Source organism: Agromyces sp. P1_H4 (genome assembly GCF_056405255.1).
The window spans coordinates 26771-49850 of the sequence record NZ_JBFUCL010000003.1 but is presented as its reverse complement, the minus strand read 5'-3'; the positions used below and the strand labels follow the sequence as shown (position 1 = coordinate 49850).

Genomic DNA, 23080 nt, shown 5'->3' with positions numbered 1-23080 from the left:
GGTCGGGGCGGGGCTCGCGCTCTGCGGCGTGGTGATGCAGGCGCTGACGCGCAACCCGCTCGCCGATCCGTATCTGCTCGGCCTGTCGTCGGGCGCATCGGTCGGCGCGGTGGCCGTGATCGTCCTCGGCATCGGGCTGCTGCTGCCGGTCGCGGCCTTCGCGGGCGCGCTGGTGGCCCTCGTCGCCACGCTCGCCTTGGCGAATGCGGCGGGCGCGCTCACGCCGACCCGCACGGTGCTGGCAGGCCTCGCGGTGTCGGCGGTGTTCGGGGCGATCACGAGCCTCGTCATCTTCTGGAGTGCGACCGGCGACAGCTACCGCGAGATCCTCAACTGGCTGCTCGGCTCGCTCGCCGGCGCCGACTGGGCATCGGTCGCGCTCGCGGGCGGCGCGGTGGTCGTCGTCGGCATCCCGCTGCTGGCGAGCGCGCGCACCCTCGACGCGTTCGCGTTCGGCGACTCGGCCGCGGCGGCGCTCGGCGTGCACGTGCGCCGGAGCCGGGTGCTGCTGCTCACCGGCACGGCGTTGCTCACGGGCGCGCTGGTCGCGGTGAGCGGCGCGATCGGCTTCGTCGGGCTGATCCTCCCCCACGCCGTGCGGCTGCTCGTCGGGTCGCGCAACCGGGTGCTGCTGCCGCTCTCGGCGCTCGCGGGCGCCATCTTCCTGGTCTGGGCCGACACGGCCGCGCGCACCCTGTTCGACCCGCGGGAGCTACCGGTCGGCATCGTGACGGCGCTCATCGGCGGGCCCGTGTTCGCCGTGCTGATGCTGCGGAACCGGAATCTCGCATGACCGACGCACTGCACACCGACCGGGTGCGCTTCGCGCGCGGTCACCGGCTCATCATCGACGACGTCGACTGCACGGTGCCGGGCGGCGCCGTCGGCGCGCTGCTCGGCGCGAACGGCGCGGGAAAGTCGACGCTCCTGCACCTCGTCGCCGGCGTCGAGCGAGCGGATGCCGGGACGGCGCGCCTCGGCGACCGTGACCTCGCCGCGCTTCGACGTCGCGACCGCGCCCAGGTCGTCGCCCTCGCCGAGCAGGAGGTGTCGGATGCCCCAGGGCTGCGCGTCTCGGAGGTCGTCGCCCTCGGTCGCACGCCCTACCTCGGCGCATTCGCCGGGCCCGGCGAGCTGGACCGCGGCGTCGTGCGGCGGTGCCTCGAGGACACCGGGCTCGTGGAGCTCGCCGACCGCCCGTACGAGACCCTGTCGGGCGGCGAGCGCCAGCGCGTGAACCTCGCCCGCGCGCTCGCGCAGGAACCCGAGCTGCTGCTGCTCGACGAGCCGACGAACCACCTCGACGTGCGGGCGCAGCTCAGCGTGCTCGGCCTGCTGCGGCAGCTCGCGGGTGGCGGGCTGACGGTGCTCGCGGCCCTTCACGACCTCTCCCTCGCCGCCGGCTACGCCGACCACGTGATCGTGCTCGCCGCCGGCCGGGTGGTCGCCGCGGGGGCCCCTCGCGAGGTGCTCACGCCCGGCCTCATCCGGGAGGTGTGGGGCGTCGAGGCGCTCGTGCTGGAGCATCCGACCACCGGCCGGCCGCTGATCGCGTTTTCGGAGGTGGCGGCGGAGGTTCGGGCCGAGGCGTGAGTGCTTGCGTGCTTGAGTGCTGGGTGCTTGAGCCCTTGAGTGCTTGCACCCGAGGGCACGATCGGAGTAGCTTCTCGAAAGCAGTTGCGGATCGCAACTGGATGCGATGGCTCACCGAGGAGCGAGCGATGACCAAGTACCTGATCTCCTTCCCGAGCGCCGCCATGGTCGTGCCCGACGGCGAACTGCCGGCCGTCGCGGATGCCGCGCACGCCGTCATCGAGGAGGCGAAGGAGGCCGGCGTCTACGTCTTCGGGGGCGGCATCGACGAGGCCGTTCCGCCGGTCATGGTCGACGGCGATGGCACGGTGACCGAGGGCACCTACCCGCAGACCACGCAACTCGAGGGCGGCTACACCGTGCTGGAGGTGCCCTCCCGGGACGCGGCACTCGAGTGGGCCGCGAAGATCGCGGTGGCGTGCCGCTGCGCCCAGGAGGTGCGCGAGTTCCAGTACGACCCGGCCAGCTGATGGGCCGGTCCTCGCCTGTCGGTGGAGCGGCCTAGGCTCGCGACGTGGCCACCCTCGACGACTTGCGCCGCACCGCCGCCGGACTGCCCGGCAGCGAGGAGCGCGCGACGACCGGGGGCGCCGCGTGGTTCGTGCGGGGCAAGCTGTACGCGTGGGAGTGCCACCCCTGGCCGAGCATCCCCGCCGACATGCGCGAGATCATCGCGGCCGAGCTCGTCGTCGGTGTCAAGGTCGCCGACCCGATCGATGCCCTGGCCCTCGTCCAGATGGCGCCCGACGTGTTCCTGCGCACCACGACACCCTGGGGCGAGCCGAAGGTCGCCTTCCGCATGGCGCGCATCGACGACGATCACCTCGCCGAGCTGGTGACCGACGCATGGCGCGTGCAGGCACCGAGGTACCTGCGGCGCGAGCTCGACGCCATCGGCGGCTAGGTGCGTTCAGCGCCCCCTGACCGGGCATCATCGCGGGCGGGTCTTGCGGGAATCACGGCAGTGCTGAATGGTCGCGGACTCGCTCCAGCTCAGTGCGTGCCTGTCGAGTGCATCTGGCGCTGGATGGTCCGGTACACGGTCGAGCGAGCGACGTTGAAGAGCTCGGCGAGTTCTGTGGTGCTGTGGGTGCCGGCGTTGTAGACCTCCATCAGGTGGCGCTGCTGCGGAACCGAGAGCTTCGGCTGCTTGCCGCGGAGGCGGCCTTTCGATTTCGCGACTTGCATGCCCTCTCGAGTTCGAGCGCTGATCAGATCGGACTCGAACTCCGCGCCCATCGCGAGCACGTTGAACAGCAGTCGTCCGACCGGGTCGAGCGGATCATGGACAGACCCGCCGATGGACCGGCTTACGGGCGGAGACAGCCTCGCGATGCTGCAGCGTCGGTGGATAGTGTGGCGGCGAGTCTTGTAAAGGAGCCGAATGACCGCGGGCCGCTCGTTTCCCCTCCAGCCGCGCAGCTCAATGGAACTGGAAGTTGGCGACATCATCGCCGTGCCATGCGAGCCCGTCGGATGGGTATGCCTCGTCGTGGTCGATGTTCAACGTCGGGGCCCAGGCGCGCGAACGACATTCGTGGCAGGCGTCGTGAACTGGTGTGGCGAGCAGCCACCCCGTGAAGTGGACATCGCGGGCCTACCTGTCATTGCACAGGGACTCACACGCACTGAACTGTTCACTGAGGGCCGCCTGGCGGTGGTCGGGAACGCAGGACCCGTCGCTACGACGTTCGACTCGAACTATCGCGACCTCCATGTCGGGGCCGTCCACCATGTTTGGGGCTGGAAGGCGGCAATCCGTCATGCTCAAGCGCAGGGCGCGGATCGATCCCGATAACCGACCGGCTTCCGCACCTTGGTCGCTGTGGTCGACGGATCATTCAGTTTTCGACTCGAACTATCGCGACCTCCATGTCGGGGCCGTCCACCATGTTTGGGGCTGGAAGGCGGCAATCCGTCATGCTCAAGCGCAGGGCGCGGATCGATCCCGATAACCGACCGGCTTCCGCACCTTGGTCGCTGTGGTCGACGGATCATTCAGTTGTCGAGCTGGTCCCAGAATCCGATGATCGTCGCGGCGAGTCGTTCGGGCTGTTCGAGCGGGATCAGGGTGCGGGCTCCGGCGATCGTTACGGCCTGGGCGCCTGGTGCGAGGGATGCCGCACGCTGCGCGTCCGCGGGGCTCCAGTCGCCTCGGTCATCGGAGGCGACGAAGAGGCTCGGAACGCGGATGTCGGTGAGCCGGCCGGTCACGTCGGTCCGGTCGATGATGAATGATCGCAGGGCGAGGCTCATGCTCGCCTTCGTCGGGCGCAGCAGGCTTTCCAACACCACCTGGCGGATGCCGGGCGTCGACGCGGATTCGTCGGTCAGCATCGCGTCGACGATGGCGTCCCGCACCGGTCCGACGGGGCCTGCGGCTCTCAGCAGCGGGTGCAGCACGCCGATCTTGCGCCGGAGGTCTGCGGCGATCGGTTCGGTCGGCGAACTGACCGCGACGAGGCTGCGCAGTGTGGTGGCATCCGTCGCCAGGTCGAGGCCGACGTGACCGCCGAAGGCGTTGCCGAGCCAGTCGACGGGCTCGGTGGCGCCGAGCGCGATGACGGCGTCGCGAGCGGCATCCGCTGCTTCCGCGATCGTGGACCGACGGACCAGTGGGTCGCTCAGGCCGAGGCCCGGCGGGTCGATGAGCACGAATCGCCTCGGGATCGCGCTGCCGTCGATGAGGAGCGGCAGGATGCGATCCCACGTGCGGCTGTCGACGAACATCGACGACCAGAGGATCGTGAGGCGCCCGGAGCCGTGCACGCGGGCATTCAGGGTTCCGAGGCGGGTCTCTATCCGCTCGGTGCGTTCGGTGAAGGTATCCATTTGTTGATGTTAGCTTAACTAACATGAATATGGACAGGGTCGCCTGTTAGCGTCACTCACATGAATACGAGGCCGTACCGGATGACGGTTCGCGCGAAGGATGCCGAACTCACGGCGGAGCGGATCGTCGACGCCATGCTGGCGCGGCTGGCCTCGACGCCGTATGAGCACATCCGCATCGAGGACGTCGCCGCCGATGCCGGGGTGACCGGGCAGACCGTCATCCGCCGCTTCGGCAGCAAGTCTGCGCTCATGAATGCGACGGTCGAGCGCGAACTTACTCGGATCGTCACAGCCCGCGAGGCCGCGGCGCACGCGGCGCCGATCGACACGATCCGCGACCTGGTCGTGCATTACGAGCGCTACGGAGCGCTGATCCTGAAGACCTATTCCGAGGCGCCCCTCGTGCCCGGCCTCCCCGAGATCACCGCACGTGGGCGAGCATTCCACGTCGACTGGTGCCGGCGAGCGTTCGTCCTCGACGCGTCGCTGCCCGAACCCGAGGCCGCCAGGAGGACCGCACAGATCGTCGCGATCTGCGATGCCACGACGTGGCGCATCCTGCGGTTCGACGGCGGACTCGACCCCGCCGAGACCGAGGTCGCGCTGGCAGAGCTGCTCCTGCCCCTGATCGCGTAGTCACGGGGCCACAAGCGGATCCTTCACCGGTTCCTCACGCGGGAGTCACTCGACGCCGTTCGAACCATCGTCGAGGTAGACGGTGGCGTAGACGTCGACACCAAGTTCGGCGATCCCCGCAGCAAGCTCGACCGGAATCACGAAGCCGCCTTGCGTGGAGTCGGAGTCCGCGGACCACCAGATCCTTGCGGAGCAGTCCGGTGGAAGAAGCGGGAACCGACCGATTCCCGATCGTGCAACCGCGACCAGTTCCTTCAGCGCTCGAGTGCCAGACTTTTCGTCTTCCGCATTGAAGCTCTGCTCGACGTCGATCGTCCACACGTAGTGGTCCAGCAGTCGACCGGAGCGGCTCACGGAACCTCGCCGTTTGATGCTCGTCGGGGCCAGGCCGAGAATCTCGGAGACCAGAGCCGGGTCTGTCTCGGTCGAGACGACCGTGAGTGAAGCGCGCCCGGACTGAATCATGACGCGAGCATAGAGCCACCAGGACCAGCAAGCCGATTGTGTGGCGCCGCTCCCTCTGAACGATGGCTCATCGGGCAAGCTGCATGGCCGAACGTATGCGCTCGGCATTGGACTCCAGGTCTGCTCGCGCCTGCGTCCAGAAGTGCGGTGCCGTCTCGGAGTGGAGCATTATGGGGAGCGACTGGGTCGAGTCTCCGACACGAAGGTCGAGAGACACGCAGCGGTTGGACGTCCCGAAGTAGCGGGCGTGACCGACTTCAACGCTGCAGATGACGACGTAAGGGATGGTCATCAAGGGTCTGGCGTTCCGTGCGTCGAAGATCGCCAATCCGGAAGCCTCGAGAGCAACGACGATCGTGCCCGGCAGGTGGCTGATCAACCCGCGTGTGAGATCGCTCACCACCCGCCTCGTCTCGGGCACCAAAGAAGCGATCCAAGCGACGTGCCCGTTCTCGTGAAGCGATCGCAGGTGTCGGTGCGCGTGTCGAGTGGTGACAATCCACCAGCCATACATCCCCGCAAAGAGGAGGACCGTGAGCGCGAGGCCCTGAAGGGTCGCCTTGCCGGCGCCTGGCGTGTCGGCGATCCGAGCCCACACCGCGAGTCCTTCGAGAAGCAGAAACAGTGCCAGAAGCAGCCATCCGACACCAACCCGCACGCTACTCCTCAACTCGATGCCCACTCGCCTGAGTCACACGAGCCGCTGTCGCATGGCGGCCTCCTGCTTGAGCCCGCACCCGGAAGCCGATACCTGAGTGTTCTCCCGTGGCGGCTGGTGTCGGCCCTGGAAGGGGTCATCGTTCAGCCGTTCAGGTCGCATCCGCTCGCGGGCGTCCGAACACCGACCGGCACACGCGCCCGACCTGCTTGCAGGTACCGGGCGAGGCCCAGAGGTGCGCCGGCGAGGTGTAGACGTCCCGGTCGAGCAGGAACCGTGGCCGGACGAGTTCATAGCGGCACCGACGCATCAGGAATATTGTATGGATCGTCGACGTCGGCGGGGTCGGGTATGAGGAGGTGCGTCATGGATCCGCTGTTGTGGATCGTCGGGCTCGTGATACTCGCTGCGATCGTCGTATTGCTGGTCAGGAGCGCGGGACGCTCCCGTGCCGCTTCGGAGGATCCCGCCGCTGAGCGCGCCGCCCATGAGCAGGCGCGGATCGAACAGGAGAAGCGGGATCAGGCCGGCCCCGGCGCCGGCAGCGTTTGACGGCCGATGCAGCTCTCGCCCTACTTCCTCTGTTCTGTTCGGAAGTCGTCATCGGGTGGCTCGTTCTCGCGGTCCATGGCGATCCGCGGCGATCCATGGGGGTCCGTGGTGATCGGTGTGCGGGTGTAGTAGCCTTCGCCTCAGATTCACGGTTCCCAGATTGAGGGTGTGATTATGGGGCGGACGCCGTTCAGGTGCCGGCTAGGTGCACATCGGTGGGTGGTGCATCGTGAACCGGATGTCGCTCCGTATGAGGAGTGTGCCCGTTGCGCGAAGATCCGCATGGTGGATCTTGCCTCCGGGGGCTTGGGCGGGATGCTCCCCTAACTGTTGGGCACCGCTGCGGCGCCCCACGCGACCCTTCATGTCGCTCGACGGGAGGCATTCCAGGCGTGCACTTGATGGGTGGGCCGCACGAGGATCTCGTTGATCGAGACCTGTTCGCGCAGGCTAAGCGCCCAGACGATCGCCCCGGCATGTCTCGCCGCCGCAGCCAAGCCGGCCGAATCAAAGAGTGAGCCGAAAGCCGATCGATCATCGGGCAGTCTCTCTCCGGAGTTGAGCGGCGAGTCAGCCGGCGGTTGCGCTCGAGCTTGCAACCTTTGGGCGAACCAGCGATCGGACGAGGTCGTCCTGGTCGGCTTGCCCTACTTAAGTTGAAGCAGCTCTCGCAAGACCTGTTCGAGGTCGTTGACGAGGGTGATGTGGCCCGCGTCGTAGAGGAGATGGGGGACCGCGCCGGGAACGTTCGATGCCAGCCATTCACCGTGGGCGAAGGGGACCGTCACGTCCTTGCCACCCGCCCAGATGGCAACGGGCACATCGATGCTGTCCAGGTCGAATCCCCACGGGGCCACCAAGGCCAACCCGTCGTCGCGGGCGCCGACGACGCCTTGCGCCCCGGCGCGGTGCATCATTTCGGTCAACCATTGGGCCAGGCCCCGCGTGAACGCGGGGTCATCAGACGGGGTCAGCAAGGCCGCCAAGCCAGCGGCGACATCGCCCACTCCGGCGGATGTCATCGGCAGGAAGTACGTTTCCTGGAACGCGCCGTATGCTTCGGGTCCCTCCAGTGCCGCGGTGAAATCGAGGACGTTGCCCGGTCCCATCCCGGCCATCCAGTCCAGGCCCACGGCGTCGTGCGGGGCAAGACTGGCGAGCGTCGCCGCGGCTCGGCACCTCGTCGGCAGCATGGCCGCGCATGCCAAGGCGCGCGGCCCACCGCCGGACCAACCCACGACGACGAACTCGTCGATCCGCAACTCGTCCGCAATGGCGACGATGTCCGGAACGTCGTCCACGATGCGAGGCCAGTGATCCTGCACCGGTCGAGGCGAGGAGCCGCCATACCCTGGCCGGGACCATGTCACCAGCCGAAGGTCGAGCTTCGTCGCGAGGTCGTCCAGTAGCGGGTAGTCGGCGACCGCCGACGGGCTTCCCGGGATCCACAACCATGGGTAGCCGGTCGGGTCACCGGCCGTCAGCACTTCGAGCTCGCGAACGTCGGTCGTGGTCACGGTACGTCGGACACTGCCCATGCGAACCTCATCGGTCATCGATTCGTGACTTGCAGCTCGCATCAGAGTATCGACAACCAGGTTCGAGCATCAGGCCTGTGACCGGAAGTCGATCGCCGACGCATACGCTCGTTCCGGACCCGCAGTCGTGTGGCGGCCAGCCCCAACGCCGCCTCGCGGGCCTTCGTGCTGCGGCTCCGCGATTAGCGTCGCCGATCACACCGCGCAACCGCCAACGGGAGAATGGCAGGTGGCGAAATCCCGTTGCCCGTGCCACGAGGTGTACTCATGGGAGACTTCGAAGAACTTCGCATCGATGAGGATGCCCATCCGTCCTATCTCGCGAAGGAATTCATGATTTCGTTGGCCGCCGCTTCAGGCATCGCCCTGGTCGAGTTGGGACTGGCGCTCACACCTGGCCCGAACATGATGTACCTCGTCTCGCGAAGCATCAGCCAAGGCTGGCGCGCAGGAATGACGTCTCTGTCCGGTACGGCGGTCGGTTTCGTCGCGTACATGGCGATGGCGAACCTCGGGCTGGCAGCAGTATTCCTCGTGGTGCCCTGGCTGTTCATTGCCCTCAAAATCGCGGGCGCCCTCTACCTGCTGTGGCTGGCCTACAAGACCCTCCGCCCGGGCGGCACGTCACTGTTCGAGACGAACGAGCTCCCTCGCGACTCAGCCGGCAAGCTCTTTCGTATGGGATTGGTGACGAACCTCCTGAACCCCAAGGTCGCCATCCTGTACCTGGCACTGATCCCACAGTTCATCGACCCGTCAGCCGACAGCGTCGTCGCCCAAGGATTCCAACTCGGTGCCATTCAGATTCTGGTCGGCGTGACAGTGAACGGAGCCATCATCCTCGCCGCCGGCTCTGTGGCGATGTTCCTGCAGCGCAGACCTGTGTGGATTCGCTGGCAGAAATGGGTCACCGGCACGCTCCTCGGCGCGATCGGCGTCAAGCTGGCGATCGACGCACCCTCGCCAGCGGTGTCCAATTAGCACAGCGACTCGGCTCGCGAGCCAGCGTCCGATCAGGGATCCTGTTTTGGGCCCTCGCCTTGGTGTCCGCAGCCGATTCGAACGTTCGGATACCGTTGGTCCGGATCACGACCGGCTTGTGGGCAGCGTCACTGGTAGACCGCGTGTTCGCGACGCACAGAGCTAGGCGGCGGCGTAGACGAGGAGGCCGTCTGCCTCCATACGCTCGAGCGATTTCAGGAGGTCGGTGTTTCATACCGAGAACGCTTGGATGTCGTGGAGAAGCGGCGGCCCGTGGTCGTGCCCTGGGTCTTAGGCGAATGAGTCGAGCGCCTTGCTCACGTCGAGCAGCAACTCGCTCTGCACCCCGTGCCAGAACGCCGAGTCGGGGTCCGGCCAGGTCGAGAGCTTCACGATGACGGAATCCGTCTGCGGATCAAGCCACAGGTTCTGGCCGTGGATGCCGATTCCGCTCACGTTGCCGCGTTCGTTGCCCATGCACCACCACTGGCTCGTGTACGAACCGTTGGGGAACGCCGTGGTAAAGGCCTCGTACGTCATCGCCTCGCGGTCTCCGCCGCCGAGGACCGCGCTCGCCCAATCCTCCGACACGACCCGGCCGCCGGGGGCGAGCCCGCCATCGAGCATGAGTCGGCCCACCCGTGCAAGGTCGCGCGCCGTGCACGAGACCCCGCCGTTCGCGAAGCCGAAGCCGGCGGCATCCACGGTGATCGTGGCGTCGTGGTCCGCGTCGAGTTTCGACCAGAGGTGCACCGACAGCGCGTGGCTGTAGCGCAGACCCGTGACTCGCTCGACGACCCAGGCGAGGACGTCGGTGTTCGCTGAGCAGTACTGGAACTCCCCAAGCGAACCGCTGCCGCGGAGCGTCCTGAGAAACGCGTACGTGTCGTCGGGATCACCGGTGCGTCGGTCGCGCCAGCCCCCCGCGCGGTCGTGCGCCTGCACCTCGGCGGCCGGGTTCGTGTAGTCCTCGTCGTAGTCGATGGCGATCTGCATGTCGAGCACGTGCCGGACGCTCGGCCCGTCGTAGACCGAGCCGGCGAGCTCGGGCACGTAGGCGGTCACCGGCCGCTCGGGGTCGATGCGGCTCTCGTCGATGAGTGCGCCGACGACGAGCCCGCACAGCGACTTCGAGACGCTCATCACGAGGTGCAGGCTGTCMGGAGCGAAGCCCGGCCGGTAGTACTCCGCGAGCACGTCTTCGCCGCGCACCACGAGGAACGCATCGGTGAAGCTCCGCTCGAGCCGCGCTTCCAGCTCGGGCAGCGCAGGTGTCAGCGTGTCCAGCCGCACGGTGGCGTCGGCCGGCACGGCCGGCACGTTGCGTGCAACGGTCGCGGTCGGCACCAGCTCACCGAGGTGCGCGAATGCCCAGCGATTGTCCGGAGCTTCCTGCCAGGTGGCGAGACGCGGCCGCCCGGCCGCCGCGCCGGGGTATCGGCCGGGGTGGGGGCCGGTGACGGCGTCCGCTCGGATTGAGCCATCCGCGGCATCCGGCCAGCCTGCGGCATCCGCGGCGCTCATCGGAGCGGGCTCCGCCCGAGCGAGGTCTTCGAGAGACCGAGGTAGACACCCGCGGCCACGATCATGCCGGCCGGCACGGAGAGGTCGATGTATCCCATCGCCTCGGAGATCGGACCCGACCAGATGTCCGTCGACAGGCAGAGCGCGGTGCCGAGCCCGCCGATGACGACCGCGCTGATGCCGGGGATGCTCCAGCCGCCCGTGTACCAGAATGGCCCACCGCGATCCTCATCGAAGAGCGCGACGCCGTCGTAGCGGTTGCGGCGCAGGATGATGTCGGTCGTGAAGATCGCCATCGCAGGGGCCGAGACGATCACGAGGAACTGCAGCATGAGGTTCACCGCGTCGAGCAGGTTCGTCGACATCACGAGGTAGAGGGTGAGGGCCGTGCCGATGACGCCCACGACGATGGCCGAGGGGATGCGGCGGATCGGGACGCCGACCGCCTGCAGCGCCATGCTGGAGGTGTAGGTGGTCATGCCGTTCAAGGCGACGGTGTTCACGATGACCCCGAGGACGAAGATCGGACCGAGCCAGGCCGGCAGCAGGTCGAGCAGGGCCGATTCGATGCCGGCGGCCATCGCCGTGTCGCTGACGGCGGTGGCCAGCAGGGCGCCGACGATCGTGAAGAAGATGCAGGGCAGGGCACCGCCGAGGGCGGTCGCGGCGATGATGTGCGAGGACCTCGTCGAGCGCGGCAGGTAGCGCGCGATGTCGGGGCTGTTGGCATACGAGAGCGGCGTTGAGGCGAGGATCGTGAAGCCGACCGTCATCGCCGACCAGAGCGGTACGCCGTCGAGCGGCTCGGCCGCCCGGTAGCTCCAGTCGACGTGGGGCAGGATGAACGCGGTCACAGCCAGGAAGACCACGAGCAGCACGATGGTGATCACCGAGTAGCTCTTGATGATGAGCGCGTGCCCGTAGACCGCGACGACCACCGTGATCGCCGACACGACGACCGTGACGAGCACAGGCCCCAGCACCGGGTCGGTGAGCCCTGACTGGGCGAGCAGGTCGGCGCCCATGAACGAGGAGGCCAGCCAGTTGAGGGCGAGGAAGACCGCCGAGATGAGCCAGCCCGTGAACGCGACGACGAGCTTGTTGCCGATGACGCCGTACAGCGCGCGGGTGATCACCGAGCCGGAGGTTCCGGCGGCGGGACCGGCGATCGCGAGGATGCCCGGGAACACCCACGGCAGTGAGCCGGCGACGATGACGAGGATCGCCTGCCAGAGCTCGAGTCCGAGCAGGATCATCGTCGCGCCGATGGTGAAGTTCAACACGCTGACGTTGGGCGCGGCCCATACCCAGAACAGGTCGCGGGCCCGGCCGTGCCGGTCGGACGGGCTCACCAGCTCGATGCCCCGCGTCTCGGGGCGGCTTGCGGTGTCGACGAATGCCGGCGACGTTGCCGGGTCGGTGCTGGTTGGCACGAGGATCCTCTCGGAATTCTGGAGCCGGTGCCGTCGATCTGCCCGAGGCGGCACCGCTATTGGTCGGGAGACCAATTGGTTATTGGTCGCTCATCCAATAACATGAATCGCATGGTGTCAAGTGCTCCGGTCGCCCGCTCGCGAAAGCGACCCACCGAGCGCCGAGCCGAGATCGTGCGCGAAGCCGCCGGTATAGCGCTCACCGATGGGCTCGAGCGCATCACCCTGCGCGCCGTCGCCGAGCGACTCGGCGTTCGGCCGGGCCTGATCACCCACTATTTCCCAGTCGCCGAAGACCTCGTCATCGCCGCGTTCGTGCAGGCGGTCGCAGACGAGCGCAACGCCATGGTGCCCGAGCACGGCGCGCCGCTCGAACGACTCGCGAGAATGGTCGAGCGCGTCGAGAGCGTCGAGGGTCGCGACATCGCCCGTCTTTGGCTGAATGCGCGTCACCTCTGCCGGTTCACTCCCACTCTCGCGGCCGCGCTCGTCGAACAGGAGGCGCTCGACCGCGCTCGACTGCTCGAACTCATCGAGGCCGGGGTCGCGACGGGCGAATTCACCGGCAACCCGTTCGACGCGTGCATTCGGATCTTCATCGCCGTCGATGGCTATGGCGCGTACGTGAACGACGTTGGCGCCTTCGAATATGACGCATACACCCGCTTCGTCACCGATGTCACCGAGTGGGCGCTCGGCTTGGATCCCGGGCGGCTCCGGACTGCAATCACCGAACTACATCCAAGCTGACGCATCTCGCTGAGTTCGGTGCCACATCGGCTGGGCGTAATTTTGGCAGTTCGTCCCGAGGCATTTCCGCTGCAGTTCAACGGCTCATGGTCTCCATATGCACACCGGCGAAGGCGATGTTGCGCTTCAGATCGGGCCATTTCCGGAGCTATCAGTCGCCATTTCCTGGGATCAGGCGAGAGTGGATGAATGGGCCAACGTTTCCGGCGCGCTGCGGACGACCGCGCTTCAACGATAGCTAGACCGTACTCCGATGCTTTCGCGCACTGGCGGGTTGGCACCCGGGAGGATGCTGCCACAGGATCATCGTCGTGACGCTTCGAGCCAGTCAAGGATCCACTTACGCACGTCCAATCGCTGACCGCCCGACCGGCTTCAGGAATGCTCTCGTATCCCTTCGTGTGGCTCCGCCTCCGGTTGTGAACTGGTCCTGCCTGACGAGGTCGGAGCTGCGGCTTCGGGGATGAGGGCCGTTGCGAGCGTCACTGTGCGGCTGCCGGGACTCGTTGAGGTGATGTACGGCGTCAGCAGTTCGCTCAGGCGCGCCTGGATCTCCGTCAGGTCGGCGGTCGTGACCTGCAACTGCATTTGCCCGAAGCCGAGGAAGTCCCGGAAGGTGCCGTCGCTGCTCGCGCGATCAAAAGTCTCGCCGAGGTGAGCGAGGAAGGTCAGGAAGGACTGGCGCAACTCCTGCTCGCCCATTTCGCGGAGCTCCGCGTGATCGACGTGGGCCATCCGCCCGCCGAGGGCGAGGGTCCGTTCGACGGCCCCGCGCACCCGCCGCTCATCGACGATGGCGAGGATGTCCACTTCAACGAGGGCCGCGATGTGGCGATACAGCGTCGCCTGCGGGATATCCGGAAGGGCCGCCCGAAGCTCCGCTGTGGTCACCCGGCGGATGCCGATCTGCTGGATGATCCGCAGACGAACCGGATGCATGACGACATCAGCGATCGGCGATTTCTTCGACACGGCATCACGACCATTCTCATAGTGATAACATTCTCAATGTCTGATCAAAGAGTACGTCAACGAGAGGAACCATCCGATGACCGCCATCCGTGTCGATGCCTCGACGCTGCGCGTCGATTTTCCTGGTAGGGAGGCGGTGATGGCGGGGCGCTCGAACGACTCGTTCGCCAGCGATGCGATCAGTCGCGTCGAACTGCATCCGGACTGGGATTTCGGCGGGCTCCTCCTGAGCGATGCCGATGCACCGGGTGTCTCCGCCGCGATCACGCAGCAGGTTCGGAGATGAGCGGCACGGACATCCAGGTCTTCGGCCTCTCAAAGCGCTTCGCCGGGGTCGACGCCGTGAGCGACGTCACTTTCAGCGCGCATCCGGGCCGGGTTACCGGGTTCCTGGGTCCCAATGGCGCGGGCAAGTCCACGACGCTCCGGATGCTGCTGGGCCTCACGCGTCCCGATACGGGAACCGCCCTTATCGGCGGTGTCCCGTACCGCGAACTCGACGACCCCTCCGGCACGGTGGGGGCCGTGCTCGACATCGCCGCGGCCCATCCCTCGATGACGGCGCGCGGACATCTCCACGCGTACTGCGCACTTGGCGGCCATAAGCCGGCGAATGCAGGGCGAGTGGCGGAACTCACGGGTATCGCCGCATACCTCGACCGTCGAACGGGCGCCTTCTCGACCGGCATGCGGCAGCGGCTTGCCCTCGCCACGGCACTCCTCGGGGATCCCGCAGTGCTCGTGCTCGACGAGCCGTCGAACGGGCTCGACCCGGCGGGCACCGTCTGGCTTCGCACTTTCCTGCGCGAATTCGCCGCCGACGGTCGCACGGTCCTGCTCTCGAGTCACGTCCTCACGGAACTCCAGCACGGCATCGACGATCTCGTGCTGGTCGATCACGGGCACGTGGCGTGGGAGGGGTCGCTCGTCGAGTTCACCGAGCACGGCACGAGCCTCGAAGAGGCCTTCCTGCGGCTCACATCGGACACCGCATCTCACACCGCGCCCGGAGCATCCGGAGCAACACGCACCGAAGGAGTCCGCGCATGAACCGACTGATCCGAGGCGAGCTCGCCAAGCTCTTCGCCACCCGGCTCCCGATGTGGTCCCTCATCGTCGCCGCCGGCAGCGGCGGCGGGCTGACCAGCATCCTGGCCATCGTCGGCCCCGAGAATGCCACCCCGCCACTGCCCGGACTCGACACCGTCGAGGGCGTCGGCATCGTCGTAGGCATGAGCGGCCTGCTGCTCTTTGTCCCCGCGCTCATCGGCACGATCGCCGTCACAAGCGAGTACCGGCACCGCACCATCGGCACGACCTTCCTCGCTGTCCCCCGCCGCGGCCGCGTGCTCGTCGCGAAGCTCGTCGTGTACGCCATGCTCGGCCTCGCGTACGGGCTCGTCGCCTCCCTCTTCGCGGGTGCAGGCGTGGCACTCGGCGCGACGTTGCAGGGCGTCGAGCTCGGCGTCCCGCCGGCCGGCCTCGTCACCCTGCTCGCACGACTCACGCTGGCGGCCCTCGTCTACATGATCCTCGGCGTCGCCATCGGTGCGCTCGCTCGACACCAGCTCCTCGCGGTCGGCATCGTGGTCGGATACTTCTACTTCCTCGAGCATGTGCTCATGATGATCCCCGGCGTGAACGCGATCCACCCGTACCTTCCAGGAGGCGCGACGGCGGCGCTGACCGACTTCACCTTCCTCAGCGATGCCATCGCCGAGCAACTCCCCATCGCGTCGACCGCACCGACGTCACCGGCGATCGGCGCGCTCGTTCTGCTCGCCTACGCCGGGGCTGCCGCCTGCGTCGCGATCGCCGTTCCGCTGCGACGCGACCTTCGCTGAACATGCCCGCAGACGGATCCGCTTGAGGGGATGTCGATGACGAGGCCCTCCGGGTTCGCATGCCCGTGGGATCAGGGGAACGGTTCGTAGCAGTCGTACGTCTCGATGGAGGCGATGCGCCCGTCCTGCACTCTCACGAACTGTGCGATGTGGGCGGTGAGCTCTTGGCCGGCTCGGAACGGGCCGCGGTCGGCCGCGATCACGCCCGTCCAGGTGAGCCGGAGCACCGCAAGGTCTCCCGTGGCGAATGCGTCGTGCACGTCGTAGTGCTGGTGCGCGAGGAGCGCCGCACCCGCCGCCGACCCGGCAAGGATGTCGTGGAGCTCAATAGTGCGACCCTGCGGTGAGATTGCGTTCGGATGCTCCGTGGTGACCGCATCGGGCGTGAACAGGGCCTCGATTTGGGAACCGTGCCGGCCTGACTCGAGTGCGGAGTGGAGGGCCCGGGCAACGTGCACCGGGTCGCCGCCCGCCATTTGAGAGGGTTTTGCCGGTGGCGTCATGAAACACAACTATAGTTGTGAAAATGTCCACTGTCGACCCGTCACGACTCGACCTGCCCATCCTCGCCTCGCTCGCCGGCGCTGCGGTTGATGAGATCCTGCTCGCGCGCCTCCGAGCCGCGGGGCATCCGCGGATCCGCCGATCCCACGGTTACGTCTTCCAACGTCTCCTTGCTGACACCCCGACCGTCACCGAGCTCGGCGTCGCGCTGGGCGTCACCCAGCAGGCGGCGTCGAAGGCGGTCATCGAGCTGGAGGAGCTCGGCTACGTCGAACGGTCTCCGGATGCCGCGGACAGCCGGCTGCGCCGGATCGCGCTCACCGGAAGCGGCCGGGCCGCGATCGAACTGGCACGGCGCCAGCGCGGGGCGTTCGAGGCAGACGTGCTGGCATCGCTGACTCCCGCGGACGCAGAGGCAGGCCGACGGTTGCTCCTCGCCCTGCTCGCTGCAAGCGGCGGCCTCGAAGCCATCGCCCGCCGGCAAATACCAGTGCCGTCGGACTGACGGCACTGCGCTTCGCCACCAGTTGCCTGATCGCCGCGGTCACCGATCTCCCGAAGAACGAGCCGGTCTGACGCCTGTCTCGTGATGGCCCGGCAGCGGCCAGGATCGCCTCGTTCCTGACTCAGGCGACTGCGACGCGCATCGGCATCCGTTTCCAGGCACGGAGGGTGTTGTTCAGGTGCCGGTCGGGGGTGCCGATGAGCTGGATCGACTCGACCCGTCGCGCCAGAGCCGTGAGGAGCGAGGTCGCCTCGAGTCTCGCGACGTGCTGGCCGACGCACTGATGGATGCCCATGCCGAACCCCACGTGACCCGATGGATCCCGGAAGAGGTCGAACCGCTCGGGATCCTTCCAACGCCTCGGGTCGGAATTCGCCGAGCCCAGGAACATCAGGATCTTCCGGCGTTCGGGGATCCGCACGCCTCCGAGTTCGATCTCCCGGGTGGTCGTGCGAAAGAACGTCTGCACGGGCGCCTCGAGCCTGATCGCCTCATCGAAGGCCACGCGCGCCAAGGCAGGCTGGGCGCGGAGTTGCGCCCAGGCGTCAGGGTGGGTCGCGAACGCGTGGAGGACTGCTCCGATGGCATGCACCGTGGTGTCCACGCCCGCCGAAAGCAGCGACCTGACGATGAGCGGGGCCTGGTCGAGTGCCAGGTCGCCCCGGTCGGCGGCGGCCCAGATCGCCGAGCCGAAGCCACCGGGTGCGAGCCGATCGTGTGCGCACTGCTCGTTCACCCAAGCCGAGTGCTCGCCGATCTGCGACGCTCCGTGCTGTACGAGGAAGTTCTCCGGCCCGAAGCTGTTGAACAGGTGGTCGCCGTAGGGCAGCAGATGCTCGCGCCCCTCGGTCGGGATGCCGACGGCATCGGGGAACACCCGGAGCGGGTAAGCCTCCGCGAACGCCTCGACGGCATCGAACTCGACGCCTCGCGCGAGGACCTCGTCGACAAGGTCGTCGGCGTCGGCCTGCCAGCGGGGCGCCAATTCCCTAAGCTCCCGGGGGCCCAGGATCTTCTCGAGCACAGACCGGGGCGCGTCGTGATGCGGAGGGTCGGCTTCCAGCAGCAGGCTCGGCGGCCGCCACGGCTTCTCGCTCCGGAAATCGGCGATCCCCACGCCGGCCGAGGACTCGAACCCCTGCCAGTCGAGCAGCGCGGAGCGAACGGTCCCGTAGCGGCCCATCGCGTAGACGCCGTACCGCTCCAGGAGCACCACCTCCCCTGCCTCGCGAAGGCGGTGCTGGAACGGAAGCGGGTCGGCGAGCACCTCCCGGCTGAACGGGTCCTCGTGCATGGTGGGAATCGCCGTGGCAAGGGGCGGCGTGCGGGTCGTCATCGGGGCTCTCCTCGTTGAGGCGGTGTGGTGGTCGGCGCGTTGGTCGTCGGTCTGCGGAGCGTCGCGTCTCAGAGGGAGATCACGAGCCGTTCGCTCTTCGCCCTCGAGACGCACGGGAAGAAGCAGGTGCCGTCGGCCCGCTCGGCATCGTCGAGGATCGAGTCGCGGTGGTCGGGCACGCCGGCGACGACCCGTGTCTCGCAGGTCCCGCACACGCCGCGCGAGCATGACGTGAGCAGGTCGAAGCCCGCGCTCCGCAACGCGTCGGCGACCGGCACCCCCGGCAGGACACTGATGCTTCGCCCCGTGCCGGCGATCTCGACGTCGAACGGCGTGGTCCGCACGGGTTCGCCGCGGTCGACCGCCGCGAACCGCTCGAGCCTGGTCCACCCCGGTCGGCGTTCGGCCGCGAGTTCGGAGATCGCCTCGGTCAAGCGTGCCGGGCCGCAGGCGTAGAGCTTCGTCTCAGCCAGCGCCGCGGCATCCGGCCCTGACTGAAACCAGGCGCGGATGTCGGTGGGCCCGACCTCGTCGGATGCCGCCACCGTGACCCGGTCTCCGTGCTCCGCGAGGTCGTCGAGGAAGGCCATGCGGCGCCGGGAACGGCCGAGGTAGAGCAGGCGCCAATCGGCGCCGAGCAGGCTCGCCGCCCGGAGCATCGGGAGGATCGGCGTGATGCCGATGCCACCCGCGACGAATGCGAACGACGGCGCGGGGGTGAGTCGAAAGGTGTTGCGCGGGCCGCCGAACCCGACCAGGTCGCCCTCGCGCAGTTCGTCGTGGACGAAGCGGGATCCCCCTCGCCCGTCGGCCTCACGAAGGATCGCGATCCGGTACGCGTCGGGTTCCCTCGGGTCGCCGCACAGCGAATACTGACGAGTGGTGCCATCGGGCAGCACCAAGTCGAGGTGCGCGCCCGGCGTCCAATCGGGAAGTCGACCGCCGTCGGGCCGTCTGAGCACGACTGAGACGACATCGTCGGCGGCCATCGTCTTCGTGGCCACGGCCAGCACATCGACTCCGGTCTCGCTCGGCATCATCGCCGCCTCTCTGTCGTCGACCTTCGGTAGGCACACGGTAGGCGGGCGCGATTGCTCTCGGGCACCGTCTTCGAATCATTCGAAAGCGGCGAGCTATGCTCGACGCGAGAGGGGGTCGCCATGGCGCGCGCATCCGCAGGTCGATCGACACTGAGTCGTCAACTGCAGCTGCTCGACGCCTTCAGCATCGACGCCCCGTTCCTCACGCTGTCGGAACTCTCCCGGCGCAGCGGACTGCCGGTCGCGACCACCCATGCGCTGCTCGCCGACCTCGAGGAGCAGGGCCTCGTCGAGCGCAGCGCCGACCGCACCTACCGCCTCGGGGTGCGCCTGTGGGAGCTCGCCTGTCGCACCCCTGGTGCGCTCGGGCTGCGCGAGATCGCCATGCCGCACCTCCAGGCGGTGCACGACGTCATCGGCCAGCACGTCCAGCTCGGCATCCTGAGCGGCGGCGACGTACTGTTCCTCGAACGGCTCTCCAGGCGCGACGCCGTCGTGAACGCCACCATCGTCGGCGGGCGCCTTCCGCTGCATGCCTCCGCCGCCGGACTCGTGCTCCTCGCCGACGCCGACGCCGGGACCCGCGACGAGGTGCTCGCCGGCCCGCTTCGCTCGCTCACCGACGCCACCATCACGGATGCCGCGGAGTTGCGCCGTGAACTCCACCGCGTTCGAACGCGGCGCTTCGCCGTCGCCGACGGGTACATCCATCCGAGCGCCCGCGGCATCGCCGTGCCGATCGCGGGCGCCGCTGGCGAGACCGTCGCGTCTGTCGGGGCCGTCGTGCCGAATGACGACGCCCCGTGGATGCCGCTGGTCGAGGTTCTGCGGTCCGCAGCCAGTCGGATCTCGACGTCGCTCCGCGCGGCCGCATTGCCGCAGAGCCACCCCGAGGCGGGCCCGGGTGGGAGCTACCGTGCACTGGTGAACTCCTCCGAAGAGTCGATGCAGTGGCTGGCCGCGCCGGCGAATCGTCGAACGCGCGCAGCGGGGTACTGACACTCGCATTTGAGCAGCCGTGTAGTAGCACACCACATGTCTCGCCAAACGCCGCCCACGCTTCTTCGATTCCGTTGCACCGCGGATCGCTCAGCGGCATCAGAGAGAGTCGGCATGCAGTGGCTGCGGCGGGGGCTCATGGGAACCTGCCGGTGTAGGAATTGGCCACTTCTCATGGAATCTAGCCCACAGGACCGATGACAAATGCCGCGGATTTCCACGTGTTCGCCGCTTACCGTCGCCGTCACACGACCGCGCGTGCCCTGGCGCTCAGTCGCGCGAACGCGCTCTCCGCGCCTCCGAGGAGCGAACCACCCTCGCGCACGGCCTGCTGCCACGCGTCGAGCACGTCGTGGCGGTCCATCGCCATGACCGCTTCCCACGGATCGTCCTCCTCGATGGGAACGCCGCCCATGCCCCATCGCGCCGCCTCGTACAAGAGCGGGATCGCCGCGATGCCGCGCTCCGTCGCCGAGTAGGTGACCTTGCGGGCATCCGTCTCGCTCGGGGTGCGCACAATGATTCCGCCGCGCTCGAGTCGGGCGAGGCGGTCGGCGAGCACGCTCGGACCGATGCGCTCCTCGGACCGAAGGAACTCCCCGAAGGTGTGCTTGCCGAGTGTGAGCAGGTCGCGCATGATCAGCAGCGACCAGCTGTCGCCGAAGGTCTCCACGGTGAAGTTGGTGGGGCAGGTCGACCGCCCTTCAGCTCGCTTCATGCGTCGAGTCTACGGCATTGACTTTGATCATCGTAGTGACCTACGCTTCGATCATCGAAGTGAAATGGATGCCGCGGCGGCGGCCTGCACCGGAGGAGCCACGATGAACGACACGACCCAGCACGAGACACACGATGTCGTCGTGAGCCGCGACATCCCCGCCCCCATCGAGGCGGCCTGGAAGTCGTGGACCGAACCCGACCGCGTGCTTCGCTGGTGGGGCCCGAACGGCTTCACCTGCACGGTCGCCGAGCTCGACGTTCGCGTCGGCGGCACGTCCCTCGTGTGCATGAGCGCCCCCGACTGGGGGTTCCCGGCGCTGTACAGCACCTGGGCGCACACGCTCGTCGACGCCCCGCACCGCCTCGAGTTCATCCACAACATCGCCGACGAGCACGGCGCCACGATCGACCCCGCGACCATCGGGGCCGCGGGCATCCCGCGCGACGTGCGGCACGTCATCACGTTCGAGTCGATCGGCGACGACGACGCGACTCGACTCACCGTCACCGAACTCGGCTACATCGACCCCGAGCAGCTCGCGCTCTCGAAGAAGGGCCTCGAGGAGTCCCTCGACAAGCTCGTCGCGATCTACGTGTGAGCCCAATAGGGAAAGGGCACTGGACTCAAGACGGAGCTGCGACGACTGTGCTCTTGCCGTGGAGGCCGCGTCACCCGCCCGATTACCGATCCGCTCTGCCTCACGTGTTGGGTCCGATGACGTGCTCGTCGACGGTCCCCGCGGCATCCCCCTTCAGCTCGACGAGGATGGTGTGCGTCGGCGTCCGGCCGATGTTCTCGCCGGCGTGGCGTTGCGCCGGGAGCCAGAGCACCTGGTTCGCTGGCAGATCGACCTCGCGCGTGCCTCCTCCGGTGCTCAGCCGTCGCTGGAACCCAGTGAGCGTCACCATCACACTGTTGGGGTGCACGTGCGACGTGGTGCTTTCCCCCGGCTCGTCGCTGTAGTCGAGCACGCGGACGAAGTCGTTCTCGAAGATCGTGCGATAGCGCTCCGGGTTCGTGATCACCGGGTCTTCGTTGGCCATGAACGTCAACGTACTCATGCGACCAGGACTCCGTCTACGAGGTCGCGGGCTCCGACTTCGATGGCCGGACGTGACCACCCGATTGACCACGAAGCCCCAGTGGTGCCGTCGCCTTAGCGATCCGCTTGCGTACAGCTCTGCAAGGGCGGACGCTCATGTTGTGAATAGCGGAGTGTGCATACGAACCGCCGGCCCGGCGGATACGACGGCGTTGGCCCAGTTGAAGGAACTCTGGGCGGATCTTCCGAGTCCTGCGACCGACGCGGAGCGGATCGAGTTCGCAAGTTCGCTTGCTCGATGGATGCTGGAGCGGGGCGACAGCGTGATCTGTCGGGTTGCGGAGTTCGAAGGAGCTCTCATCGGGATGGCGTGGCTCATCGTGTTCGAGCGTGTTCCGGACATCCGAGACAGACACCGGCGCACGGGAGACATCCAGAGCGTGTTCGTGCAACTGAGTCATCGTGGTCGCGGAGTAGGCAGTCAATTGATCCGTGCGTTGACCGTCATCGCTGACGACCTCGGAATTCCACGAGTGACGGTAAGCGCCAACTCACGGGCCGTACCTGTCTATCAAGCCCTCGGCTTCGTCGAGACGCCATTTCTGCTCGAACGACGGCCGCGCGCCGTGTCGTCGCGTTAGGCGATCCATGCGCGGGTCCTCGCATTGGGCCAGGCACTGCGAAGGTCGCGATCGATCGCCTGAATTGGGTGATCGGCTCGGCTCCTCCGCGACGACTGTCACCTGGGTGCGACGTTGAGTTCCACGGCCTCGGCGACGAGCGCCTTGACCGCCGCTTCGTCCACGCGGTCTCCCTCGAAGTAGTCGATGGCTCGGACGACTTTGCTGTCCAGCCGGGTGTTGAAGTGATCGCTGCTTTCCATGCGGGCACCTCTCGCGAACGTCAGCCTGACGGCGCTCTTGAGCACGTCGATGAAGCAGACGTCTCCGTCATGTGTCCAAAACGGAACTCCCTCCGGTTTGGAGGGCTTCTTGTACTTGACGACCTCGACGGCAGCCGGGTCGGCGGCCGTGATCGCAGCTCGAAGCGCGACGAGAACGTCCTGTTTCCAGGCGCTCTGCTGCGCGATGATGTCGTCGATCTGCTCGGAGTCGGACTTCTCACTCATGCGCGAATACTTCCGAAGAGAGC

29 protein-coding genes and 2 pseudogenes are annotated in these 23080 nt (G+C 67.5%); 16 read left to right on the top strand and 15 right to left on the bottom strand.

Features of this window, described 5'->3' with window-relative positions; genetic code table 11:
• The 4 genes from AC1DY2_RS00805 to AC1DY2_RS00790 form a co-directional block, all read left to right on the top strand.
• Positions 1-793: putative F420-0 ABC transporter permease subunit (locus AC1DY2_RS00805; RefSeq protein ID WP_476760679.1), on the top strand; the 793-nt coding region annotated here is incomplete at its 5' end.
• Entirely contained in the window at positions 790-1593 is an 804-nt protein-coding gene (locus tag AC1DY2_RS00800; protein WP_476760678.1) for an ABC transporter ATP-binding protein, read from the top strand. The genes AC1DY2_RS00805 and AC1DY2_RS00800, both read left to right, overlap by 4 nt.
• A 128-nt stretch (positions 1594-1721) precedes the next feature.
• Positions 1722-2063: a YciI family protein gene (locus AC1DY2_RS00795; RefSeq protein WP_476760677.1), complete on the top strand. Its 342-nt coding sequence runs from the start codon at positions 1722-1724 to the stop codon at positions 2061-2063.
• 44 nt (positions 2064-2107) lie between these two features.
• Positions 2108-2497, top strand: a complete 390-nt coding sequence (locus AC1DY2_RS00790; RefSeq protein ID WP_476760676.1) for an MmcQ/YjbR family DNA-binding protein — start codon at positions 2108-2110, stop codon at positions 2495-2497.
• 89 nt (positions 2498-2586) lie between these two features.
• On the opposite strand, the pseudogene AC1DY2_RS00785 reads toward AC1DY2_RS00790, so the two are convergent.
• Positions 2587-2907, bottom strand: a pseudogene (locus AC1DY2_RS00785) (recombinase family protein); the annotation flags it as partial.
• Positions 2908-3591: 684 nt separating this feature from the next.
• Positions 3592-4425, bottom strand: a complete 834-nt coding sequence (locus AC1DY2_RS00780; protein ID WP_476760675.1) for an alpha/beta fold hydrolase — start codon at positions 4423-4425, stop codon at positions 3592-3594.
• A gap of 60 nt (positions 4426-4485) precedes the next feature.
• On the opposite strand from AC1DY2_RS00780, the gene AC1DY2_RS00775 reads away from it, so the two are divergent.
• On the top strand, positions 4486-5064 hold the full coding sequence (locus AC1DY2_RS00775; protein ID WP_476760674.1) for a TetR/AcrR family transcriptional regulator: 579 nt from the start codon (positions 4486-4488) through the stop codon (positions 5062-5064).
• A gap of 45 nt (positions 5065-5109) precedes the next feature.
• Here AC1DY2_RS00775 and AC1DY2_RS00770 read toward each other — a convergent pair whose 3' ends face one another.
• From AC1DY2_RS00770 to AC1DY2_RS00760, 3 genes are all read right to left on the bottom strand, one after another.
• Positions 5110-5529, bottom strand: a complete 420-nt coding sequence (locus AC1DY2_RS00770) for a hypothetical protein (protein WP_476760673.1) — start codon at positions 5527-5529, stop codon at positions 5110-5112.
• Between the two features lie 67 nt (positions 5530-5596).
• Positions 5597-6211, bottom strand: a complete 615-nt coding sequence (locus tag AC1DY2_RS00765; RefSeq protein ID WP_476760672.1) for a hypothetical protein — start codon at positions 6209-6211, stop codon at positions 5597-5599.
• 127 nt (positions 6212-6338) lie between these two features.
• Positions 6339-6497, bottom strand: a complete 159-nt coding sequence (locus tag AC1DY2_RS00760; protein WP_476760671.1) for a hypothetical protein — start codon at positions 6495-6497, stop codon at positions 6339-6341.
• A gap of 56 nt (positions 6498-6553) precedes the next feature.
• On the opposite strand from AC1DY2_RS00760, the gene AC1DY2_RS00755 reads away from it, so the two are divergent.
• A complete protein-coding gene (locus AC1DY2_RS00755) occupies positions 6554-6739 on the top strand; it encodes a hypothetical protein (RefSeq protein WP_476760670.1) in 186 nt (61 codons plus the stop codon).
• 647 nt (positions 6740-7386) lie between these two features.
• On the opposite strand, the gene AC1DY2_RS00750 is transcribed toward AC1DY2_RS00755, so the two are convergent.
• The gene (locus AC1DY2_RS00750) at positions 7387-8256 is read right to left on the bottom strand and encodes an alpha/beta fold hydrolase (RefSeq protein WP_476760669.1); all 870 of its coding nucleotides are present in this window, start codon (positions 8254-8256) and stop codon (positions 7387-7389) included.
• A 288-nt stretch (positions 8257-8544) separates the two neighbouring features.
• Here AC1DY2_RS00750 and AC1DY2_RS00745 point away from each other — a divergent pair, with 288 nt between their 5' ends.
• Positions 8545-9258 (top strand): LysE family translocator, encoded by a 714-nt coding sequence (locus AC1DY2_RS00745; protein WP_476760668.1) that lies wholly within the window; start codon positions 8545-8547, stop codon positions 9256-9258.
• Positions 9259-9549: 291 nt separating this feature from the next.
• Here the strand turns inward: AC1DY2_RS00745 and AC1DY2_RS00740 are convergent, their stop codons facing one another.
• Together AC1DY2_RS00740 and AC1DY2_RS00735 are read right to left on the bottom strand one after the other, a co-directional pair.
• Positions 9550-10782, bottom strand: coding sequence for a serine hydrolase domain-containing protein (locus AC1DY2_RS00740; RefSeq protein WP_476760667.1), 1233 nt, complete (start codon positions 10780-10782; stop codon positions 9550-9552).
• Positions 10779-12215, bottom strand: coding sequence for a purine-cytosine permease family protein (locus tag AC1DY2_RS00735; RefSeq protein ID WP_476760666.1), 1437 nt, complete (start codon positions 12213-12215; stop codon positions 10779-10781). Before AC1DY2_RS00735 ends, AC1DY2_RS00740 begins: the two co-directional genes overlap by 4 nt.
• Positions 12216-12317: 102 nt before the next feature.
• Between AC1DY2_RS00735 and AC1DY2_RS00730 the strand changes: the two are divergent.
• A pseudogene (locus AC1DY2_RS00730) lies at positions 12318-12464 on the top strand (TetR/AcrR family transcriptional regulator); the annotation flags it as partial.
• A gap of 96 nt (positions 12465-12560) precedes the next feature.
• Positions 12561-12965: a hypothetical protein gene (locus tag AC1DY2_RS00725; protein WP_476760681.1), complete on the top strand. Its 405-nt coding sequence runs from the start codon at positions 12561-12563 to the stop codon at positions 12963-12965.
• 375 nt (positions 12966-13340) lie between these two features.
• Here the strand turns inward: AC1DY2_RS00725 and AC1DY2_RS00720 are convergent, their stop codons facing one another.
• Positions 13341-13937: a helix-turn-helix domain-containing protein gene (locus tag AC1DY2_RS00720; RefSeq protein ID WP_476760665.1), complete on the bottom strand. Its 597-nt coding sequence runs from the start codon at positions 13935-13937 to the stop codon at positions 13341-13343.
• 76 nt (positions 13938-14013) lie between these two features.
• On the opposite strand from AC1DY2_RS00720, the gene AC1DY2_RS00715 reads away from it, so the two are divergent.
• From AC1DY2_RS00715 to AC1DY2_RS00705, 3 genes are read left to right on the top strand one after another with little or no spacing between them, the layout of a single operon-like run.
• Positions 14014-14223, top strand: a complete 210-nt coding sequence (locus AC1DY2_RS00715) for a hypothetical protein (RefSeq protein ID WP_476760664.1) — start codon at positions 14014-14016, stop codon at positions 14221-14223.
• A complete protein-coding gene (locus AC1DY2_RS00710; protein WP_476760663.1) occupies positions 14220-14987 on the top strand; it encodes an ABC transporter ATP-binding protein in 768 nt (255 codons plus the stop codon). The genes AC1DY2_RS00715 and AC1DY2_RS00710 overlap by 4 nt, the downstream gene beginning before the upstream one ends.
• Complete coding sequence (locus AC1DY2_RS00705) at positions 14984-15781, top strand: ABC-2 transporter permease (protein ID WP_476760662.1); 798 nt, start codon at positions 14984-14986, stop codon at positions 15779-15781. Before AC1DY2_RS00710 ends, AC1DY2_RS00705 begins: the two co-directional genes overlap by 4 nt.
• 71 nt (positions 15782-15852) lie before the next feature.
• On the opposite strand, the gene AC1DY2_RS00700 is transcribed toward AC1DY2_RS00705, so the two are convergent.
• Positions 15853-16284 (bottom strand): nuclear transport factor 2 family protein, encoded by a 432-nt coding sequence (locus AC1DY2_RS00700; RefSeq protein WP_476760661.1) that lies wholly within the window; start codon positions 16282-16284, stop codon positions 15853-15855.
• Positions 16285-16307: 23 nt separating this feature from the next.
• On the opposite strand from AC1DY2_RS00700, the gene AC1DY2_RS00695 reads away from it, so the two are divergent.
• Positions 16308-16790, top strand: a complete 483-nt coding sequence (locus AC1DY2_RS00695) for a MarR family transcriptional regulator (RefSeq protein ID WP_476760660.1) — start codon at positions 16308-16310, stop codon at positions 16788-16790.
• A gap of 121 nt (positions 16791-16911) precedes the next feature.
• Here AC1DY2_RS00695 and AC1DY2_RS00690 read toward each other — a convergent pair whose 3' ends face one another.
• Together AC1DY2_RS00690 and AC1DY2_RS00685 are read right to left on the bottom strand one after the other, a co-directional pair.
• Positions 16912-18126: a cytochrome P450 gene (locus AC1DY2_RS00690; RefSeq protein ID WP_476760659.1), complete on the bottom strand. Its 1215-nt coding sequence runs from the start codon at positions 18124-18126 to the stop codon at positions 16912-16914.
• A gap of 68 nt (positions 18127-18194) precedes the next feature.
• Positions 18195-19163, bottom strand: a complete 969-nt coding sequence (locus tag AC1DY2_RS00685; protein WP_476760658.1) for a PDR/VanB family oxidoreductase — start codon at positions 19161-19163, stop codon at positions 18195-18197.
• A 123-nt stretch (positions 19164-19286) separates the two neighbouring features.
• On the opposite strand from AC1DY2_RS00685, the gene AC1DY2_RS00680 reads away from it, so the two are divergent.
• Positions 19287-20165, top strand: a complete 879-nt coding sequence (locus AC1DY2_RS00680) for an IclR family transcriptional regulator (RefSeq protein WP_476760657.1) — start codon at positions 19287-19289, stop codon at positions 20163-20165.
• Between the two features lie 244 nt (positions 20166-20409).
• On the opposite strand, the gene AC1DY2_RS00675 is transcribed toward AC1DY2_RS00680, so the two are convergent.
• Positions 20410-20883, bottom strand: coding sequence for a winged helix-turn-helix transcriptional regulator (locus AC1DY2_RS00675; protein ID WP_476760656.1), 474 nt, complete (start codon positions 20881-20883; stop codon positions 20410-20412).
• A 103-nt stretch (positions 20884-20986) separates the two neighbouring features.
• Here AC1DY2_RS00675 and AC1DY2_RS00670 point away from each other — a divergent pair, with 103 nt between their 5' ends.
• Positions 20987-21484: an SRPBCC family protein gene (locus AC1DY2_RS00670; protein ID WP_476760655.1), complete on the top strand. Its 498-nt coding sequence runs from the start codon at positions 20987-20989 to the stop codon at positions 21482-21484.
• 100 nt (positions 21485-21584) lie between these two features.
• On the opposite strand, the gene AC1DY2_RS00665 is transcribed toward AC1DY2_RS00670, so the two are convergent.
• Positions 21585-21929 (bottom strand): cytoplasmic protein, encoded by a 345-nt coding sequence (locus AC1DY2_RS00665; RefSeq protein ID WP_476760654.1) that lies wholly within the window; start codon positions 21927-21929, stop codon positions 21585-21587.
• Between the two features lie 211 nt (positions 21930-22140).
• Here AC1DY2_RS00665 and AC1DY2_RS00660 point away from each other — a divergent pair, with 211 nt between their 5' ends.
• The gene (locus AC1DY2_RS00660) at positions 22141-22569 is read left to right on the top strand and encodes a GNAT family N-acetyltransferase (RefSeq protein ID WP_476760653.1); all 429 of its coding nucleotides are present in this window, start codon (positions 22141-22143) and stop codon (positions 22567-22569) included.
• A gap of 98 nt (positions 22570-22667) precedes the next feature.
• Here the strand turns inward: AC1DY2_RS00660 and AC1DY2_RS00655 are convergent, their stop codons facing one another.
• On the bottom strand, positions 22668-23057 hold the full coding sequence (locus AC1DY2_RS00655) for a DUF1801 domain-containing protein (protein ID WP_476760652.1): 390 nt from the start codon (positions 23055-23057) through the stop codon (positions 22668-22670).
• Positions 23058-23080 lie beyond the last annotated feature (23 nt).